The following is an 18,788-nucleotide window of genomic DNA, read 5'->3' as shown; positions in this document are numbered from 1 at the left end:
ACACTCCTTCCAAGGCACCTTGCTCTCCTTGCAAAGGGCCGAAAGTGTAACCCATGTCTCCGGAATGAACTGTCACCCATCTCTCGGGAAGGGCAGATGCATTACAATAGCTTGGATAACCCTAAAGAGCGTCGCGCTGAACGGATTCATGCGACCGCTTGAAGTCTTTGTTTAATGCATGTCGTTGTCCCACAACCTCGGCACTTCTGGGCGACATGCATGAATGCCCGGGTCTAGGCACGGGCGATCAGTCGATATTCGGTGTTATTGGCGCGTCGATTACCACTTCCGCCCGTTCAGTCAGACGCTATGCTGCTGACCGTGACACCAAGGCGCGCGTTCCGTTCGTGATGAAGCAAAGTCAACACCGCTTGCATGAGCGGATGACCATTCGCGGCCACCTCGAACCCGCGTCCTTCCTGCCCTGGATCATGCGCCATGCGGCCAAGCTCGGTCTCGCGCACCACATCGCTCATGCAAGCACCGATCGCATCGAACTCGATATTGCCGGTGCGGCGGAACTGATCGACATGATGGAGATGGGATGTTCGCTTGGGCCCATTGAAGTCTGGGTCGAGACGATCGACCGCGCGCCTGTCGAGCAAAAAAACATATAGCTTTGCGTGTGGTTACCCTCCGTTTGCACTTAATTTAATCAATATTGCAATTGCGAAATAATTATGCATACGTCAGCCGCATCGAGCGGTTCGCCAACTCCTTGCGCCGGCATCTCTCTGGTCGGGAAACAGTAGTATCAGTACGGAAAGTAAGGTCATGCTGTCCGACAAGACGGACACCTGGGTGCCGGTCGCCCTTTCCCAGGATCTGCCAACAGGACAGGTAATGCCGGGGCGGACGCCCGCCGGTCCCATTGCCCTCTGGCGAAGCCAATCGGGGCGCTTGGCGGCATCGGCGGATCGCTGTCCGCATCGCGGCATGCGCCTCTCCCATGGCTTCGTGCGCGGCGAGGCGCTCTCCTGCATCTATCACGGCTGGACCTATTCGCAGGCCGGTCAGTGCCTGCGCATTCCTGCCCATCCCAGCCTCACGCCGCCGGAGACGATTCGCGTTGCGACCCGGTTGGTCGAAGAGGCGGGCGGGATCATCTGGGTCGCTGATGGAGAGCCTGACGGCAAGCCACCCCTTTTTGAGGGTTACGTCCCGCTCCGTTCATTGACGGCCCGCGCCGGATGTTCGGCACTCTCGGTCGCTGCCGGTACGAAGGCCACCGTTGAAGGATACGTCTGGCAGGCGCCCGGCGCGCCGGCAATCCGCCTGGTGCCTATCCCGCAGGAAGCCGGCGAGACGCTGATCCACGTCCTTGTTCCAGCCGATTGCGATGCGTCCGAGCGCATCGCCGCCTCGCGAGCCGCCGAGAGCCTTCGGCGCATGGCCGAAGGGATCGAGGCGAAAGGGGCTGTGCCATGATCGACGATGCGATGCGCGACGAATGGTATCCGGTCGGGCTTTTCAGCCGGCTCGACCGCTATGGGCGCGAGACCACCCTGATGGACGAGCGGATCAAGGTTGCGCTCGACGCCAATGGCGCGGCGAAAGTGACAGGCGAAAACGGGCGCGTGCTGCCGGTTTCCGTGCGCTATGGCCATATCTGGTCGTCGCTCGGCGAACCGAAGAAACCGGTCTTTCCGATTCCCGAGGCAGACCAGCCCGGGCGCCGCTTCGTCGATGTCGGCGTGGTGCGGGTGCGCTGCTCGCCGCTCCGCGCCGTCGAGAACTTCCTCGACATCGCACACTTCCCCTTCGTCCATACCGACATCCTCGGCTCGGAGCCACATACCGAGGTCGAAAACTACAAGGTCGATATCCGCGAGGAAGAGGATGAGGTCTGGGCGACCCAGGTGAAGTTCTACCAGCCGCAGGCGGCGAAATCCGCGAGCGGAGGTATCACGACGGAATACATGTACCGCGTGCCGGCTCCGACCTGCTCAGTCCTCTACAAGACCTGCCCGCCGCGCCCGGGCGAATGGGATGTGATTGCGCTATTCGTCCAGCCGCTTGCCGAGGATCTCTGCGACGTCTGGCCGTGGATGGCGCTTTTTGATGACGAGACGCCACAGACCGACCTCATCCATTTCCAGCAGACGATTTTCCTGCAGGACCGCTCGATCCTCGAAAACCAGATCCCGCGTCTTTTGCCGCTCGATCCCGGCATGGAAATCCCGACGCGCGCCGACCTGACCTCGGTCGCCTATCGCCGCTGGCTGAAGCGCCACAATTATACCTACGGCGCGCAATTGGTGGCACAATGAAGCTTTACGACTACATCCTCTCCCCAAGTTGCTACAAGGTGCGCCTGATGGCGACGCTGTCAGGTGTGAAGCTCGAAATCCGCCCGGTCGACTTCCATCCCGGCGCCGAGCATCGTGGCCCCGAGCTTATGGCGCTTAATCCGGGAGGCTCCATCCCGATCCTTGAAGACGGCGACCTGATCCTGACCGAGTCTTCCGCCATGCTTGGCTATCTCGCCGCGAAGGCAGCACCGGCCTGGCTCGGCAGCGGCGCCCCCGAGGAGACGGCGCGCATCCAGCAATGGCTTTCCTTCTCGCACAGGCTGACCGCCAACCTCGGCGGCGCGCGCCTGCATGAGATGCTGCTGCGTCCCGGTGACATCGGTGCGCTTCAGGCCAATGGCATAGCGGCACTACGTGAGCTGGAAGCCGGCCTCTTCGAACAAAAAATGCGTGGCGATCGGTTTCTCGCATCCGACCGGCCGACGATTGCCGACATTGCTTGCTTTCCCTACGTCGCGCTCGCGCCCGACGGCGGCGTTTCCCTCGATCCGTATCCCACGATCCGGCTCTGGTCGCGAGCGCTCCGCAGCCTCGACAATTTCATCGAAATGCCCGGTATCCACCGGCTGCACGAGTTGAAGCCCGAACCGCGACCCATGCTGGACGAGGCGTGAGGTGACCGGCTATCTCCTGAAGAATTGCGCAGCGGTCATCACCGACGAGGGCAGGGGTCCGAGCGTCCGGCGCAATGTCGATGTGCTGACGAATGGCCCGCAGATCGAGGCAATCGGGCAAGGCCTGCACAGAAGCGAGTTGCCGGCCGGTACTATCGTGCAGGACGCCGACGGCTGGTTCGTCTATCCCGGCCTCGTCAACACGCACCATCACTTCTTTCAGTGCTTTGTGCGCAACCGTGCCGAACTCGACTGGACGAAGCTGTCGGTCATCGAATGGCTCGACCGGATCTATCCGATCTTCTCCCGGCTCAACGAGGATTGTTTCTACCACGCCTCGATCACGGCGATGGCAGAGATGATAAAGCACGGTTGCACGACGGCCTTCGACCACCAGTACAATTTTCCGCGCCATGCCGGAAAACGGCTCATCGACCGGCAGTTCGAAGCGGCCGATCTTCTCGGCATGCGTTTCCATGCCGGCCGCGGCGGCAACACGCTGCCAAAATCGGAAGGCTCGACCATTCCAGACGAGATGCTGGAGACCACGGACGAATTCATTGCCGACTGCGCACGCCTCATCGACACTTATCACGACACCAGTCCCTTCAGCATGCGTCAGGTCGTGGTCGCTCCCTGCCAGCCGGTCAACTGCTACCGCGAGACCTTCGTGGAATCGGTTTCGCTGGCGCGTGATCGCGGGGTGCGGATGCACACCCATGTCGGCGAGGGCGAAAGCCCGATCATCGAGGCCCGCCATGGCATGCGTACGGTGGACTATCTCGAGGACCTCGGATTTGCCGGCCGAGACACTTTCTATGCCCATTGCTGGGAGCTGACGCATGACGAACTGCGGCTGATGGCGGCGAGCGGCACCGGTGTCTCGCATTGCCCTGAGCCGGTCTATCTGGTGGGCGCGGAGGTGACTGATATTCCCGCCATGTCCGCCTTTGGCCTGCGCGTCGGTCTCGGCTGCGACGGTGCTGCCTCGAACGACAATTCCAACCTCATGCACTGCATCCATTCCGCCTACATGCTGCAATGCCTGGCGGCCTCGACGCGCGCTCATCCCGTGCCTGCGCCGGTCGATTTCCTCGGCTATGCGACAACGGGCGGGGCCGCGCTTCTGGGCCGCAATGACATCGGCCGACTGTCGCCCGGCATGGCCGCCGACCTCTTCGCGATCGACACGCGCCGCATGGATTATGTCGGCACGCGCCACGATCCATTGAGCCTGATCGCCAAGGTCGGTATCGGCATGCCCACCGACATGACCATGATCAACGGCCGCATCGTCTGGGAGAAGGGTGCGTTTACCGGGCTGAACGAGGCCCGGCTTGCTGCGGACGCGGAAGCCGCCTTTGCCGCGGTGGAATTCTAACAACTTAAGACAGGGGAACTGACATGCTGAACTATCTGACCCGCAGAACTCTGATGAAGGGCCTTGCCGCGACAGGGCTTGCCGGCGCGCTTGGCAGCCGTCCCGCCTTTGCGGCCGACGAGCCGCTCGGTATCACGCTCGTGCTCCCGTCGCCGGTCGGCGATGTCGGCTGGGGCCATGCGCTCGCCGCCGGCCTCGAGCCGGTCAAGGCCGCCTACGGCGACAAGGTGAAGATCACCGTCATCGAGAACATCGCCGAAGGGCCGGACGCCGACCGGATCATGAACAAGACCGTCGCCGACGGTAACAAGTTCCTGATCGCCGGCTCATTCGGCTACCAGAATGGTGCACTACAGATCGCCCGCCGCGATCCTGGGGTCACCGTGCTGCATGCCTCCGGCTTCCAGACCGCGCCGAATTTCTCGCCCTTCGCGGCGAAGTATTTCCAGGGCACTTACCTGCTCGGCATAGCCGCCGCAGCTCTTTCCAAGACCGGCAAGCTCGGCTCCGTCTCGGCCTTCGCCATTCCGGAGCTGATCACCTCGATCAACGCATTCACGCTCGGCGCACAGACTGTAAATCCCGATGTCGAGGTATCGGTCGTCTGGGTGAACTCCTGGTTCGACCCGGCCAAGGAACAGGAAGCCGCCAAGGCGCTGATGGCACAGAACTGCGACGTGATCTTCTCGAACGCGCAGGACACACCCTCCGTGATCTCGGCCTGCGAGGAGGCTGGCGTCTATGCGTTCAACCTCAATTCGTCGATGAAGAAATATGCACCGAAGAAATATCTCGGCTGCATCGCGACGGACTGGTCGCCCTTCTTCAAGGCTTCCGTGGATGCCCATCTCGCCGGAACCTTCAAGGGCGCCAACACCTTCCTCGGCGTCGCGGAAAAGGTGGTGGAGGTCGTGGACTGGAACTCAGATATCCCAGCCGACACGATGACGAAGATCAAGGAAGTGGCGGCGAGGATCGCCGACGGCAGCTTCTCGCCCTTCACAGGTCCAATCACCAAGGCCGACGGCAGCGAAGCCGCCGCCGCCGGTGCGACGATAGCGGATCCCGAGATCGTCGCGATGGACTGGCACGTCAAGGGTGTCACCACACCACTGCCGAAGTAAGTCATGACCCCGCCCCTTCTGTCGCTCCGCGGCATCTCGAAGAGCTACGGCCAGATCCGGGCTAACGAAGCCATCGATCTGGACGTGGCGCCCCAATCGATCCATGCGATCCTCGGGGAGAATGGGGCGGGCAAATCGACGCTGATGAAGCTCATCTATGGCGTTGAACAGCCGGACGAAGGCACCGTCGTCTGGAACGGGGAGCCTCTGCGCCTTGCCTCGCCGGCTGAGGCACGGCGCAGGGGCATCGGCATGGTCTTTCAGCATTTCTCGCTGTTCGAGACGCTGACTGTCGTCGAGAACATCCAGCTCGTCGTCCCCGGCGGCAAGGCGGAGCTGGCCGGGCGCATCCGCAGCCTCGGCCAGGATTTTGGCCTTGAAGTAGATCCTCTCGCCGATGTGCACGCGCTCTCGGTCGGCGAACGGCAGCGGGTGGAGATCATCCGCTGCCTGATGACGGACCCGAAGCTGCTCATTCTCGACGAGCCGACCTCGGTCTTGCCGCCGCAGGCGGTGAAGAAGCTGTTCGACACGCTCAGGCGCCTTCGCGACCGCGGCGTGTCCATCCTGTTCATCTCCCACAAACTGGAGGAAATTCGCACGATCTGTGACCAGGCGACGGTCTTGCGTGGAGGGCGCGTTATCGGCACCGTCGACCCGCGCGACTATGATGCGCACGACCTCGCCCGGATGATGATCGGCCGCGACATGCCCGAGGTGATGCCCGCGTTGGCCATGCCCGAGGGGGAGAAGCGGCTGGAAATAATCGACATGGACTACACGCCGGACGACCCCTTTGCCACGCCGCTCTCCGGCATCAGCCTCACGGTACGATCAGGCGAGATCCTTGGCATAGCCGGAATATCGGGCAATGGCCAAGGCGAGCTTGCCGCGCTCATCTCGGGCGAAGCGATGCTGCTGAAGGAACAACGCGACCGGATCTACATGATGGGCCGCGACGTAGGCACACTCGATGCGGCCGCGCGCAGGAGATTTGGCTTCGCCTTCGTGCCCGAAGACCGGCTGGGACGCGGCGCGGTCCCTGAAATGTCGCTCGTGCTCAACACCGTTCTTACCGCCCATCCTTTCGATCTCGTGAGGCGCGGCCTCATCAACAGCGCCGGAGCGACGGCTTTCACCAGCGAATGCATCCGTCGGTACGACGTCCGCGCCTCCGGCCCGGATGCCGAAGCGGGCTCGCTGTCCGGCGGCAACTTGCAGAAATTCATCGTCGGTCGCGAGATGATGCTGTCACCAAAACTGCTTTTCGTGGCGCAGCCGACCTGGGGTGTAGACATTGGCGCTGCATCCGCCATCAGAAGGCGGCTCATCGCGTTGCGCAACCTGGGCGTGGCGATCCTCGTGATTTCCGAGGAACTCGAGGAACTTTTCGAACTCTGCGATTTCATCCAGGTGCTCCATCATGGAATGCTGAGTCCGCCTCTGGTCACGCGGGACACGCGCCCCGAAGACATCGGCAGATACATGATCGGAGCACATGCCTCGCCAGAGAAGGTTCCTGCATGAGCGTTTGGGCCGCGACGTTCCTCCCCGCGCTCGTCCGCCGGGAGCATGCCTCGCTCGTCGCGGCCATGCTGGCCCCGGCTGTCGCGCTTGGCATGGCGATCATCCTCAATCTGGGCCTTTATGTGCTGATAGGCCGAGATCCGGCGGCCGTCCTGTACGCGATGCTTCTCGAGCCGTTCCTCTCCTGGGCATCGTTTGCGGAGGTGCTGCTGAAGGCGGGGCCCCTTCTCCTCATTGCTCAGGGGCTGGCGATCGGTTTCCGCGCAAAAGTGTTCAACATCGGCGCGGAGGGCCAGTTTATCCTGGGCGCTATTTTCGCCTCGGCGATCCCCGTCTGGTTTCCGCAGGCGACCGGGCAGTGGATCTGGCCGCTGATGCTGCTTCTCGGTGCCCTCGGCGGTGCACTTTGGGCATCTATCACCGCCTTCTGGCGCGTCAGGCTCAATGCGAACGAGATCCTGGTCTCCCTGATGCTGAGCCTCGTTGCGGCGCAAGTCCTCAACTACCTGCTGCTCGGCCCATGGAAGGACCCGGCCGGCTTCAATTTCCCACAATCCGTCATGTTTCAGAACGACGCGATGGTGCCGACCCTGATCACCGGTACCCGCGTCAACGTCTCGCTGCTCATCACACTTGCGCTCTCGCTGGTGGCCTGGGTTTTCATGCAGCGAAGCTTCATGGGGTATAAGCTCAAGGTCGGCGGCCTTGCCCCGCGCGCGGCCGGTTACGCCGGCTTCAGCGAAGGGCGTGCGATTTGGCTATCGCTTCTGATCGGTGGCATGGCGGCGGGACTGGCAGGCGCGGCGGAAGTCGCGGGTCCGCTCGGCCAGCTGCAGCGCTCGATCTCGACCGGCTACGGTTATGCGGCCATCATTGTCGCCTATCTCGGCGGCTTGCATCCAGTCGGCATCATCTTTTCCGCGCTCTTCATGGCTGTCCTCTATATCGGCGGCGACAATGCGATGGTGTCGGCAAACCTGCCGATCGCCGCCGTCCGCGTCTTCCAAGGCAGCTTGCTGCTCGCCTATCTCGGCGCTGTGGCCTTCGTGCGCTACCGCATCGAGTGGCGCCGCCCCCATCACCTGAGCCAGCCATGAACGCCGTCGAGTTCATTATTTCGGGCATGCTCGCAGCGGCAACCCCCTTTCTCCTTGCCGCACTCGGCGAGTTGGTGGTCGAGCGCGCCGGTGTTCTTAACCTCGGCGTAGAGGGCCTGATGGCCCTCGGCGCGGTGCTCGCGTTCATCGTCGTCTACCACGGCGGTGGACACCTGCTGGGGTTCGTTGCCGCCGGCCTCGGTAGCGCCGTCCTGTCCCTCGTCTTTGCAGTGCTGGCACTCGGATTCCGGGCAAACCAGGTCGCGACAGGCCTTGCGATCGGCATTCTCGGCCAAGGCCTTTCGGCGCTGTTCGGCAAAAGCTACGAGAGCTTGACGGTGAAGGGGCTCCCGAAACTTGCCTTTCCCGGCCTCTCGGAAATCCCGGTAGTCGGCAGGCTGTTTGTCCAGGACATCGTCGTATGGCTTTCCCTTGCCGTGACGTTTGCGATCTGGGCGATGTTTGCCTATACGAGAGTCGGCCTTGTCGTGAGGGCAATCGGCGAGAATCCCAAGGCAGCCCATGCCATCGGCTATCCGGTCATCGCTATCCGTATCGCGGCCATAGCTTTTGGTGGCATGATGGCGGGTTTTGCCGGCGCCTATGCGGCGGCGGTGTACACGCCCCTTTGGGCGGACGGTATGATTGCCGGACGTGGCTGGATCGCGATCGCACTCGTTGTCTTTGGTACGTGGCTCGCTGGCCGCATCTTCCTGGGTGCCTGCCTCTTCGGTGCGGTTTCGCTGATGAGCCTCGCCGCCCAGGCGACCGGTCTGGACTTGCCATCGCAACTGCTTTCCAGCCTTCCCTATCTCGTTACGATCGTCGTGCTCGGTGTCATCTCGGCGGACCGCCGCTTGCTCAGGCTGAACGGTGTCGCCTCGCTTGGCGAACCCTTCGAACGTTAGCCGGGATTAAAGTGGATTTGCGAAACTCGGCGTAAGTTGAAGAGATTCGAAACGCCAGCGGACGATCGGCATCCGATCCAAAGGGCAGAAACGCCAAACGGGGCGAAGGTATGCCCGCAAGGGTAGCGCTGACGCCGTCGACTGCGAGCAGCGGAACGATGTGGCGCACAACGCGCCCGACATCGGTGGAGATCGTCGCGGGTTTCTTGGATCGTCCCCTTTTCTGCAGTACGAGCCCCATTCTCGAGGGTCCATTCTCCACCGCAGCCTAGGGAAGCGGCGTCGCAAGACGGCCTGAGGCATGCGCCCGGTAAATTCCCGCATGCGAGCACTCGTCCTGCCTGTCTAAGGTTCCGAGTCTAACCGCAAATCCTCGATTTTTTCCGCCAATTCCAACATATATATTCCGGTCGCCGCAAGAAGCCATAACAACGATTTCCAATACTACCTATTCTTGCAGAAACTAAAAACGCTACACTCGCGTAATCATATTGGTAACGGATGCTGTTCAACCTGGGTCCAGGCAACCAGCACGGGGAGCGGCGTTATGGATTTCTTTAAAAGTTTAACAAAGGTCTTGGCCGGCGGCGCGGTTTCCGTAGCTTTGTGCTTTCCGGCTGGCGCGGGCGGGCTCAGTGTGGGCATCGGCGGCAGCGGTGGGGTGGGTGTTTCGGTCGGCGGCAGTGGCGGCGGGCTTGGCGTCGGTGTCTCGGTCGGCGGGAGCAAGGGCGTCAATGCCGGAGCGACGGTCGGAGGCACCAGCGGCACCACCGCCAGTGTCGGCGCCTCGGTTGGCAGCGGCGTTACCGCCGGCGCCGGCGTATCGGTCGGCACGGGCGTCGGGGTCGGGGTCGGCGCAACCGTCGGCAGCGGTGTCGGGGTCGGCGCCGGGGTCGGGGTGGGCAGTGGAGTGACGGCCGGGGTCGGCGTCGGCATTGGCACACAGACAACGACCACCAGCCCCAGGGATCCCAACACGCCGGCGGTGCCCGCGCGACCGGCGATGGTTGCCATCAGCGCCATGTCGGCCGGCCAGATCGCCAAGATGAAAAAACGCTGCGCCAGCGTGCTCAGCGGCAAGGGCACCTACGACCGGGACCTGAAGGAGCTCTGCCGGATATTGGCGCGGCGCTGAGTACCGCAACATCGCATCTGCCGTGGGGCGTCAGTCTCTCAGCCAGCCACTGCCGCAAGGTGGCGGGCATTCTTAGGGGGTAGCTTTGCCAAGCGGTTCAGAGTTTCGCGGAAAGGCGGAACCGCTCAGGCTGTGCGCTTTCATCGGCGGCATTCCGCATGGCTTGGTCGCCGAGCCGAAGGAAGCGCGCCGCCCGGTAGCGGCCTTGCTCCGACCTCTGCCGTCCGTCCGGTCACCCGTTTGGGCCGGCTCGAAGATTCGCCTCTGGCCTTTTGTATCACCCGCTCTAGCTGCTTTGTGTTAGGCTCGTCATGTTAGCCTTGTCTTGCTGATGGAGGTTTTGATGGATCGGCGATCATTCTTGACAGCATTGTTCGGCGTTGCGGGGGCCGCGGCGCTTGCTACCGCGGTTCGGCCTCTCGAGGCCGTGGCCGGGGTTCCCAATGTCGGTAACGGCATTCTCGATGAACTCGACAAGCAGGATGCCAATTCGTTTGATGACGACGAAGGCGCTGGCGATGTCGAGCAGATCTCGCATCGGCGATGGCACCATCGTCGCCACCACAGGCGGCATGTCTGGAGACGGCACTGCCGCACGTTCTGGCGGCATGGCCGGTTGCGCCGGCGCTGCTATCGCAGGCGCTCCTTCGTCGTCTTGCGGTTCTAACCGCGGCACGTTCCCGGATTGACCCTGCCCTGAGGCGCAAACACCAAACAGACCCATCCCGATTTGCATCGGGATGGGCTGGTTCAGCTTTATCCAGCCACAGCTGCCACCGAATCCCGCTGCACCAGCGGGCATTCCAGCTTGGTGATTGGATAGCGGCCGCGGCCGGGAGGCGGCGGCACTTCGAGCTGTTCGATCGCCCATTGGCCCATCGCCATGTGCGGCAGGATCGATGTTGTCAGCGGCGGGAACAGATGGCGGGCGATCTCCTCGTCGTCATAGCCGACGACGGAGATGTCCTGCGGGATGTGCAGGCCCGCCTCCTTCAGCGCTTCGTAGCAGCCGATGGCCGTGCGGTCGTTCTGGCAGAAGATGGCGGTCGGGCGCTCTTTCAGCTCCAAAAGCTCCACGGTCGCGGCATAGCCGGCGCTCGCCGACCAGTCGCCCTCGACCACCAGTTCGGGATCGAACGGGATGTCGGCGGTGGCGAGCGCCCTGCGGTAGCCTTTCAGCCGGTCCTGCGCGGCCTGCATCCACGGCTCGCCGGTGATGGTGGCGATGCGGCGGTGGCCGTGGCCGATCAGATGCCGGGTCGAGTTCTGGCCGCCGGCGATCTCGGACGGCACCACGGCCGGGAAGGCATAATCGGCCGTGTAGCAGTTGAGCAGGATGACCGGGATGTCGAGGCCGTAGAGGAAGTCCGGCGCCGTGATCTCGCGGGTGAAGATGGTCATGTAGACCAGCGCCGAGATGCCGCGCCTGGTGAGCGCCGCAACGGCGCGCGGCTCCATGACGGCGTCGCCCATGGTCTGCGCCACGAGCAACACATTGCCGGCGTTCCACGACGCCTGGCGCGCGCCCTCGATGGCGACAACGGCTTCCGGGCTTGTCGCCAGCTGGTCGACAGCGAAACCGATGACACCGTCAAGTCCATCGAAGGCGGGAACAGGTTTGCGCAGCGCCGAGAAGGCGGGTGCTGCGTAGCCGAGCGAGCGCGCGGCGTCGATCACCCGCTCGCGCGTCTGCTGCGACAGCCGGATGCCGGGCGAATCGTTGAGCACGAAAGAGACGGTCGCCTGCGAGCAACCGGCTGCCCTGGCAATGTCGGTCATGGTGACGCGGCCGCCCTTGGCAGCTCTCGCCGGCGCCTTGCGCCGCTTCGCCGTGTCGTCCGGATCCCTCGTCTCGCTCATGGCATTGCGTCCCAATCCCCAGCCTGTCTAGTCGCAAGCCTGCCACACCGACAAGATGGTGTCGCGCCGTCGACCAATGGAAATAGTCGAAGGCGATTATCTTTATTAGCAGTTTTGAAGTTCCCCGCCATGCCGCTGCGGGCTGCGTGAAATTCAAGGACTGCAAGGCATCTGCTTGCGCGAAGCCGTGCTGCACCTGTTCGGGCAAACTAGACCTAGGGCCACCGCCGAGTGTCCGCGCGAGACCTCTGCTAATAGTGTTTACTAATACAAAACGACGCTGTAACGTCAATCCGCCGTGTCCGGTCAGGTGGGACCCGTGCGGCGAGAAGTGCACGTGAATGGCCCGATGGCGAGCGGGGTTTGCCTCCGCAAGCTTGGTCTCGGACATGTGATATGTCAGACAAATCAGACTATTTACGAGCACGGGATGAGTCTCTAAAGTCCGTGATCGCGACCGACGACGCCATTCTTCAGCGCCGGGAACCCCTGAGGAGGAGGGCGTCCAAATCGCGAGCGGCAAGTCAGTGAATGCAAGATCGGTTCAGTCCGACGACTGAGCCAAAACGGGAGGTTGAACATGAAATCCTTGATACGACATGCATCCGTGGCCACCGCAGCCCTGCTGCTTGGCCTGACCGCGACAGCCATTGCGCGCGCCGACGACAAGCCGACGCTTGCCTTCGTCGTCAACGGCGCTTCCGATTTCTGGAAGGCCGCCGAAGCCGGCGTCAAGAAGGCGCAGGCCGAATTGCCCGACTACAATCTCGAACTCAAATATCCCGAGCAGTCCTCGGTCGCCATCCAGCAGCGGCTGATGGACGATCTGGTGACCGCCGGCGTCAAGGGCATCATGGTCTCGGCCGTCGACCCCAAGACCTCGACCGACGGCCTGAACAAGATCGCGTCGGAAACGGCGCTGTTCACCACCGACTCCGATGCCCCGCAGACCAAGCGCGTCGCCTATATCGGCTCGTCCAATGTCGACGCCGGCAAGCAGGCGGCCGAGATCGCCAAGAAGGCGATGCCGGACGGCGGCAAGTGCCTCGGCTTCGTCGGCCTGCTCGGCGCCGACAATGCCAAGGAACGCATCCAGGGCATGAAGGACGGCCTCGCCGGCAGCAAGATCGAACTGGTGGACGTGCGCGGCGACGACATCGACCAGGCGCGCGCCAAGAAGAATGTCGAGGACGCGCTGGTCGCCAGCCCCGACATCACCTGCATGGTCGGCTTCTATTCCTACAACACGCCGCGCATCTATGAAGCGCTGCGCGACGCCGGCAAGCTCGGCTCGATCACCGTCGTCGGCTTCGATGACGATCCGATCACGCTGGGCGGCGTCAAGGAAGGCACCGTGGCGGCGACCGTCGTGCAGCAGCCCTTCGAGTGGGCCTATCAGGGCATGAAGCTGATGGCCGCCTATCTCAAGGGCGACAAATCAGGCATTCCGGAAGGCGGCCTGATCATCATCCCGACCAAGATCATCGGTAAGGACGATGTCGACACCTATGCCGCCAATCTGAAGGCGATGTCCGGAAACTGAGACCACGAGCAGTTGCGCCGGCTCAGGGTTCGCCTTGAGCCGGCGATCGTGTTGACGGGTCGGCCAAGGCCCGTCAGTCTGTAGCCCACCGGCTGCTGGCAAGCCTGATCAAATATGGCGTGATGAATTATTCCGACCCATCCATCGTCGCAACCACCCCGTTCCTCGGCCTCGAGAACGTGCGCAAGACCTATCCGGGCGTGGTGGCGCTGGACGGCTTTTCCATGGAGGTCAGGCCGGGCGAGGTGATCGGCCTGGTCGGCGAAAACGGCGCCGGCAAATCGACCTTGATGAAGATCCTCGGCGGCGTCACCAGGCCGGACAGCGGCGCCATCACCGTCGACGGCGTTGCGCATGACGGGCTCACCGTCGAAGGCAGCCTGGGGTCGGGCATCGCCTTCGTCCACCAGGAACTCAATCTCTTCGAAAACCTCGATGTTGCCGCCAATATCTTCTTCGGCCGCGAGCCGTTGCGCGGCGGGCCGCTGAGATTGGTCGACCGCGCCAAGCTGCGCGAAATGGTGGCGCCACTGCTGAAGCGCGTCGGCGCCAATTTCTCCGCCGATACGCCGGTTGCCTCGCTGTCGCTGGCGCAGCAGCAGATGGTCGAGATCGCCAAGGCACTGTCGATCAAGGCGCGGCTGGTGATCCTCGACGAGCCGACATCGAGCCTGCCGCTTGCCGAAACCGACAAGCTGCTCGACGTCATCAAGGCGCTGAAGGCCGATGGCATCAGCGTCATCTTCATTTCGCACCGGCTGCATGAGGTCGAGCGCGTCGCCGACCGCGTCGTGGTGCTGCGCGACGGCATGCTGGCCGGCACCTTGCCGAAGAGCGCCATCAACCACGACCAGATGGTCAAGCTGATGATCGGCCGCATGCTGAAGGAGCGCGAAAAGGCCTCCGAGGCGGCGCGGGCGCCGGGCGCCACTGCGCTCTCGGCCAAAGCCATCCGCACCCCCGCCTACCCTGCCCGGCCGGTCGACCTCGACATCAGGCGCGGCGAAATCCTCGGCCTTGCCGGTCTTGTCGGTTCCGGCCGCACCGAACTGGCGCGGGTGTTCTTCGGCATCGACAGCACGCTTGGCGGTGGGCTCGAACTCGACGGCAAGCCGCTTGTACTGGGTTCGGCGGCCGATGCGGTCGCGCATGGCATTTTCCTGGTTCCGGAAGACCGCAAGCTGACCGGCATTTTGCTTGACCTGTCGATCGCGCAGAACATCTCGCTGCCCAACCTGCCGGCGCATGCGAAGCGTCGACTGGTGTCGGCAAGCTCCGAGGCCGCCACCGCAGAGAAGCAGAAGACGAATCTCGGCATCAAAGCGCCGTCGGTGCAGACGCGCACCGGTACGCTGTCGGGCGGCAACCAGCAGAAGGTGGTGCTGGGCAAATGGCTGGCGATGAACCCGAAGGTGATGATCCTCGATGAGCCGACGCGCGGCATCGATATCGGCGCCAAGGCCGAGATTTACGGGCTGATGCGAGCCTTGGCCGATGCCGGCGTCGCCGTGCTGATGATCTCCAGCGACATGGAAGAGGTGATCGGCGTGTCCGACCGCATCGCCGTCATGCATGAGGGCCAGATCTCGGGCATTCTCGACAAGGAACAATTCAGCCAGGAAAACGTGCTGTTGCTGGCGGTCGGCAAGCCGGCAAACTAGCGGGCTTCAGGCGATTGCCGGTCCGGCGCATTGGGGAGAAGACGATGAGCAAAAAAGATCTCGGCCTGCTGATCCTGATCCTGGTGGTCGGCGCCGTGGTGACCGCCATCAACCCGCGCTTTCTTTTGCCGATCAACCTCGCCAACACCTCGAACCTGATCGGCCTGTTCGGGATCCTCGCCATCGGCCAGGCCTTCGTCATCATCACCGGCGGCATCGAATTGTCGGTGGGATCGCTGGTGGCGCTGCTCGGCACGCTATTCATCGATTTCATCGCCGTGCGCGACATGCCATGGCCGCTGGCGCTGCCGCTGATCCTGGTGCTGGGCGGCATCATCGGACTGGCGCATGGCTGGCTGATCACAAGGCTGAAATTGCAGCCCTTCGTGGTCACGCTGTGCGGCCTTTTGATCTATCGCGGGGTCGCCCGTTTCTATACCGCCGACGGCACCGCCGGCTTCGCCTTCGGCCAGAATTTTCCCGAGCTCGAATTCCTCACCGCGGGCCGCAGCTATGGCGTGCCCAACAGCTTCATCGCACTGATCGTCATTTCGATCGTCATGTGGGTGGTGCTGCACCGCTCGGTGTTCGGACGCTACCTCTATGCCATCGGCAAGAACGAAGAGGCGGCGAAATATTCGGGAATTCGCACCGGCCGTGTCGTCATGGCCGCCTATGTCATCTGCGGCGTGCTGACGGCGCTGTCGGCGATCTATTTCGCCATGTACACGCGCTCGATCTCGCCGGCCAGCCACGGCCAGTTCTACGAGCTCTACGCCATTGCCGCCGCCGTTCTCGGCGGCTTCTCGCTGCGCGGCGGCGAAGGCTCGCTGGTCGGCGTCATCCTGGGCACCGTGCTGCTGCAGGAGTTGCAGAACCTGGTCAATCTGCTCGGCATCCCGTCCTCGCTCAACTTCGCGGTGATGGGCGGCGTGATCCTGATCGGCGTGCTGGTCGACCAGCAATGGGGCGTGTTCCGCGCAAGGCGGCTGATGCTCGATGCCAGCCGGAAGACTGTCGCGGCGGAGTAGCGCTACATCACGCCGGATATATCCGAGAAGGCCATCGCCTTGCGCAGCACCTCGGCGAAGCGTTCTCCGGCGGCTTCGCGCCGGCCGCCATTGTCGATCGAGGTGACGCCGGAGCCGGACAAAGCGATATTGGCGCTGCGGGCGAGCCGAGCCAGCACTTCGCCGCGCGATTCGCGGCCGCGCTGGGCGAGACGCTCGGCGAGGATTTCCGGCGAGGCGGTGATCTCGACGACAGCCAGATTGGCATAGCGCTCCCGCAGCACCGGGATGACTGCGCGCGAGACATTGGCGACCGCGACATGGCCATTGGCGATGGACCAGTCGACATCGGCCGGAATGCCGTAGCGCAGGCCGTGCGCCTCCCAGGAAATGGCGAAAGCGCCGTCGGCCTGGGCCTCGGCAAAGGCGGCGTCGGCCAGCGTGTCGTGATCCTCGCTTGCGGCGTCGCTCGGCCTGGTGATGACCCGGCGGACGAACTCCAGCCTCGTCTCGTCGGCAAACAAGGTGCGGGCATAGCCGATTACCGTATCCTTGCCGGCGCCGCTCGGGCCGACGACGGCGACAAACACGCCGTTGCGGAGCGGAAAGGCCTCGCTGGTCAGTTCGCGCTCGATCGACGCCGAGACCATCAGGCGACCCGCCGCCCTTGGCGCCAGACGGTGCGCACGACCGGCACATGGTCGTCGACGCGCACCCGCACGAGGTCGGCGCGGCGGCCCTGTTCGATGACGCCGCGGTCGTTGAGGCCGATGGCCTCGGCCGGGTTCTTCGACACCATCGCGACCGCCTGCGGCAAGGAGATGCCCTCGACGACGTCGCCGAGGAAGAAGGCCGACTGGATCAGGCTGAAAGGGATATAGTCGGACGACAATATGTCGAGCAGGCCGTCGCCGGCCAGCGTGCGGGCCGAGACATTGCCCGAATGCGAGGAGCCGCGCATGACGTTGGGCGCGCCCATCAGCACGCCGAGCCCGGCATCCTTCGAGGCCTTGGCGGCTTCCAGCGTGGTCGGGAATTCCGCGACGCGCACGCCCTGCTCGATCGCCTCGTCGACATGGCCTGATGTGGCGTCGTCATGGCTCGCCAGCACAATGCCCCGCTCGTTGCAGGCGGCTGATATCGCCACCCGGTTCGGTCCCGAATTCTTCGCTGATTCCGACATCCGCTTTTCGCAGAACAATTGGAAGTCGCGATCGGTCAGCTTCAGCTTGCGCTGGTAGTAATAGGCGTAGGTCTCGAGATTGACGAACTGGCGCTGTCCCGGCGCATGGTCCATCAGCGAGGCCAGTTTGACCCGCTCGTCGCCATCGAAATTAGCGAAAGCCCGCAAGCAATCCGGCGCCGAGACCTCGCAGCGCAGGTGCAGGAAATGGTCGGCCCGCAACCGGTCTTTCGCGACGCTGTCCTCGATCGCGCCGGCGAGCTTGCGGATGTCGTCGGAGGTAATATCCGCGTCCTCGTCCATGCCGACACGCAAAGCGTCGAGCACGGTGGTGATGCCGGCGGTGGCCACCTGCGCGTCATGGGCAAGGACGGCGGCGATCGGGTTCCAGCGCACTTTCGGGCGCGGCGCATAGTGGCCTTCGAGATGGTCAGTGTGCAGCTCGACCAGGCCGGGAATGATGTAGTCGCCGCCCATGTCCTCGCCGCCCATGCCCCCGCCGGTGTGGCCGGTGCCGGCGTCGACGCCGGAGATAAAACCGTCGCGCAGCACGAGCGACCCTTCGACGATCTCGTCGGCAAGCACGATGCGGGCGTTGTGGAGAACAGTTTCGGCGGTCATTCAGGCAGTCCTTGCTTACTCGGACGAATTGCGGTCAGGCGGTTTTTCGGGCAGCGCGGCGGCCGAGCGCATGATGCGAAAGCACCATGAACGGAGCGCCCGGTTCGGTTTCGACGAACAGCGTCAGCGCATCCACCAGCACCGGCTGCTGCAGCACATCGGCGAACAGGCTGTCAATTGCCGCGCGCAGACGTTGGCTTTCCTGCGGCCCGGCCCGGCCGGACAGTGTCATGTGGAAGCGAAAGGTCTCGAACACGTAGGGGTAGCCCCACTGACAGAGATTGCGGAACTCGGCGGGTTTCAGCGAATCCGGGCTGCGCCGCTCGATCTCGGCCTCGGTGAGCGGCGCGCGAAAACGGTCGAAGCTAAGCACGACATCATCGGCGAAACGGTTGAGCGGCGGCAGCGGGCCTTCCGGCAGCAAAGCGAAGAAACCATCGATCTGGCTGACGACCAGGCGCGGGATGGTGACCGTCGGCGTTGCTTCGGCAAAGGCGTCCAGCGCCGCGCGCAACGAGCTTTCGGTTTCGTTGGCGGCCAACCGGAAGGGCGCTTTCAGCGTCGCATGAAAACCGTAGCGCCGCGCCGATGCGGTGTGAAAGGCGACTTCGGCCGCCGACAGCTCGCCCACCGCCTCGACCGGCCTGGTGGCGGCGCCAAAGGGGTCGCGGCCCAGCCAGTTGGCGGCGAGCCGCGCCAGCGGCTCGTCCTGCCTCGGGGTGAAATAGATGGCGTAGCGCATCGAAAAAAATCCTCGTCAGCCCGCTGCCATAGGTGATTTCCATGACGGATTGACGAAGCTTATGCGAGTT

The 18,788-nt window shown here is 63.4% G+C and carries 18 protein-coding genes; 13 read left to right on the top strand and 5 right to left on the bottom strand.

The genetic code is table 11. The annotated features are described in order from the left end of the window. The first annotated feature begins 350 nt into the window (after positions 1–350). The 10 genes from NKJ18_RS15085 (at position 351) to NKJ18_RS15040 (ending at position 10,098) form a co-directional block, all read left to right on the top strand. Complete coding sequence (locus NKJ18_RS15085; RefSeq protein ID WP_023689148.1) at positions 351–617, top strand: acylphosphatase; 267 nt, start codon at positions 351–353, stop codon at positions 615–617. Positions 618–774: 157 nt separating this feature from the next. Next, the gene (locus NKJ18_RS15080; protein WP_023689147.1) at positions 775–1,428 is read left to right on the top strand and encodes a Rieske 2Fe-2S domain-containing protein; all 654 of its coding nucleotides are present in this window, start codon (positions 775–777) and stop codon (positions 1,426–1,428) included. Next, positions 1,425–2,270: an aromatic ring-hydroxylating oxygenase subunit alpha gene (locus NKJ18_RS15075; protein ID WP_023699367.1), complete on the top strand. Its 846-nt coding sequence runs from the start codon at positions 1,425–1,427 to the stop codon at positions 2,268–2,270. Before NKJ18_RS15080 ends, NKJ18_RS15075 begins: the two co-directional genes overlap by 4 nt. Then, entirely contained in the window at positions 2,267–2,926 is a 660-nt protein-coding gene (locus NKJ18_RS15070; protein ID WP_023699368.1) for a glutathione S-transferase family protein, read from the top strand. Before NKJ18_RS15075 ends, NKJ18_RS15070 begins: the two co-directional genes overlap by 4 nt. A 1-nt stretch (position 2,927) precedes the next feature. Continuing rightward, on the top strand, positions 2,928–4,307 hold the full coding sequence (locus NKJ18_RS15065; protein ID WP_023689144.1) for an amidohydrolase: 1,380 nt from the start codon (positions 2,928–2,930) through the stop codon (positions 4,305–4,307). Positions 4,308–4,333: 26 nt separating this feature from the next. After that, positions 4,334–5,431 (top strand): BMP family ABC transporter substrate-binding protein, encoded by a 1,098-nt coding sequence (locus NKJ18_RS15060; RefSeq protein ID WP_196813867.1) that lies wholly within the window; start codon positions 4,334–4,336, stop codon positions 5,429–5,431. Between the two features lie 3 nt (positions 5,432–5,434). After that, positions 5,435–6,958, top strand: coding sequence for an ABC transporter ATP-binding protein (locus NKJ18_RS15055; protein ID WP_023699370.1), 1,524 nt, complete (start codon positions 5,435–5,437; stop codon positions 6,956–6,958). After that, positions 6,955–8,055 (top strand): ABC transporter permease, encoded by a 1,101-nt coding sequence (locus NKJ18_RS15050; RefSeq protein ID WP_023695008.1) that lies wholly within the window; start codon positions 6,955–6,957, stop codon positions 8,053–8,055. The genes NKJ18_RS15055 and NKJ18_RS15050 overlap by 4 nt, the downstream gene beginning before the upstream one ends. Continuing rightward, a complete protein-coding gene (locus NKJ18_RS15045; protein ID WP_023700481.1) occupies positions 8,052–8,963 on the top strand; it encodes an ABC transporter permease in 912 nt (303 codons plus the stop codon). Before NKJ18_RS15050 ends, NKJ18_RS15045 begins: the two co-directional genes overlap by 4 nt. A 661-nt stretch (positions 8,964–9,624) precedes the next feature. Beyond that, entirely contained in the window at positions 9,625–10,098 is a 474-nt protein-coding gene (locus NKJ18_RS15040) for a hypothetical protein (RefSeq protein WP_352758553.1), read from the top strand. A 355-nt stretch (positions 10,099–10,453) separates the two neighbouring features. Here NKJ18_RS15040 and NKJ18_RS15035 read toward each other — a convergent pair whose 3' ends face one another. Both NKJ18_RS15035 and NKJ18_RS15030 read right to left on the bottom strand, forming a co-directional pair. Further along, entirely contained in the window at positions 10,454–10,708 is a 255-nt protein-coding gene (locus NKJ18_RS15035; RefSeq protein WP_198022651.1) for a hypothetical protein, read from the bottom strand. 146 nt (positions 10,709–10,854) lie between these two features. Further along, entirely contained in the window at positions 10,855–11,958 is a 1,104-nt protein-coding gene (locus NKJ18_RS15030; RefSeq protein ID WP_352758551.1) for a LacI family DNA-binding transcriptional regulator, read from the bottom strand. Between the two features lie 580 nt (positions 11,959–12,538). Between NKJ18_RS15030 and NKJ18_RS15025 the strand changes: the two genes are divergently transcribed. From NKJ18_RS15025 to NKJ18_RS15015, 3 genes are all read left to right on the top strand, one after another. Beyond that, on the top strand, positions 12,539–13,501 hold the full coding sequence (locus tag NKJ18_RS15025; protein ID WP_023672352.1) for a sugar-binding protein: 963 nt from the start codon (positions 12,539–12,541) through the stop codon (positions 13,499–13,501). A 122-nt stretch (positions 13,502–13,623) separates the two neighbouring features. Next, a complete protein-coding gene (locus NKJ18_RS15020) occupies positions 13,624–15,162 on the top strand; it encodes a sugar ABC transporter ATP-binding protein (RefSeq protein WP_286487875.1) in 1,539 nt (512 codons plus the stop codon). A gap of 44 nt (positions 15,163–15,206) precedes the next feature. Next, positions 15,207–16,193 (top strand): ABC transporter permease, encoded by a 987-nt coding sequence (locus NKJ18_RS15015; protein ID WP_023672350.1) that lies wholly within the window; start codon positions 15,207–15,209, stop codon positions 16,191–16,193. A gap of 2 nt (positions 16,194–16,195) precedes the next feature. Here the strand turns inward: NKJ18_RS15015 and phnN are convergent, their stop codons facing one another. From phnN to NKJ18_RS15000, 3 genes are read right to left on the bottom strand one after another with little or no spacing between them, the layout of a single operon-like run. Continuing rightward, positions 16,196–16,825 (bottom strand): phosphonate metabolism protein/1,5-bisphosphokinase (PRPP-forming) PhnN, encoded by a 630-nt coding sequence (gene phnN / locus NKJ18_RS15010; protein ID WP_023702097.1) that lies wholly within the window; start codon positions 16,823–16,825, stop codon positions 16,196–16,198. Then, positions 16,822–17,976, bottom strand: coding sequence for an alpha-D-ribose 1-methylphosphonate 5-triphosphate diphosphatase (locus NKJ18_RS15005; protein WP_023814494.1), 1,155 nt, complete (start codon positions 17,974–17,976; stop codon positions 16,822–16,824). The genes phnN and NKJ18_RS15005 overlap by 4 nt, the downstream gene beginning before the upstream one ends. A 34-nt stretch (positions 17,977–18,010) precedes the next feature. Beyond that, the gene (locus tag NKJ18_RS15000; RefSeq protein ID WP_352745309.1) at positions 18,011–18,718 is read right to left on the bottom strand and encodes a DUF1045 domain-containing protein; all 708 of its coding nucleotides are present in this window, start codon (positions 18,716–18,718) and stop codon (positions 18,011–18,013) included. Positions 18,719–18,788 lie beyond the last annotated feature (70 nt).

The organism is Mesorhizobium sp. M0217 (assembly GCF_040321955.1).
Taxonomy (GTDB): Bacteria; Pseudomonadota; Alphaproteobacteria; order Rhizobiales; family Rhizobiaceae; genus Mesorhizobium.
This window is presented reverse-complemented; position numbering and strand designations above follow the sequence as displayed.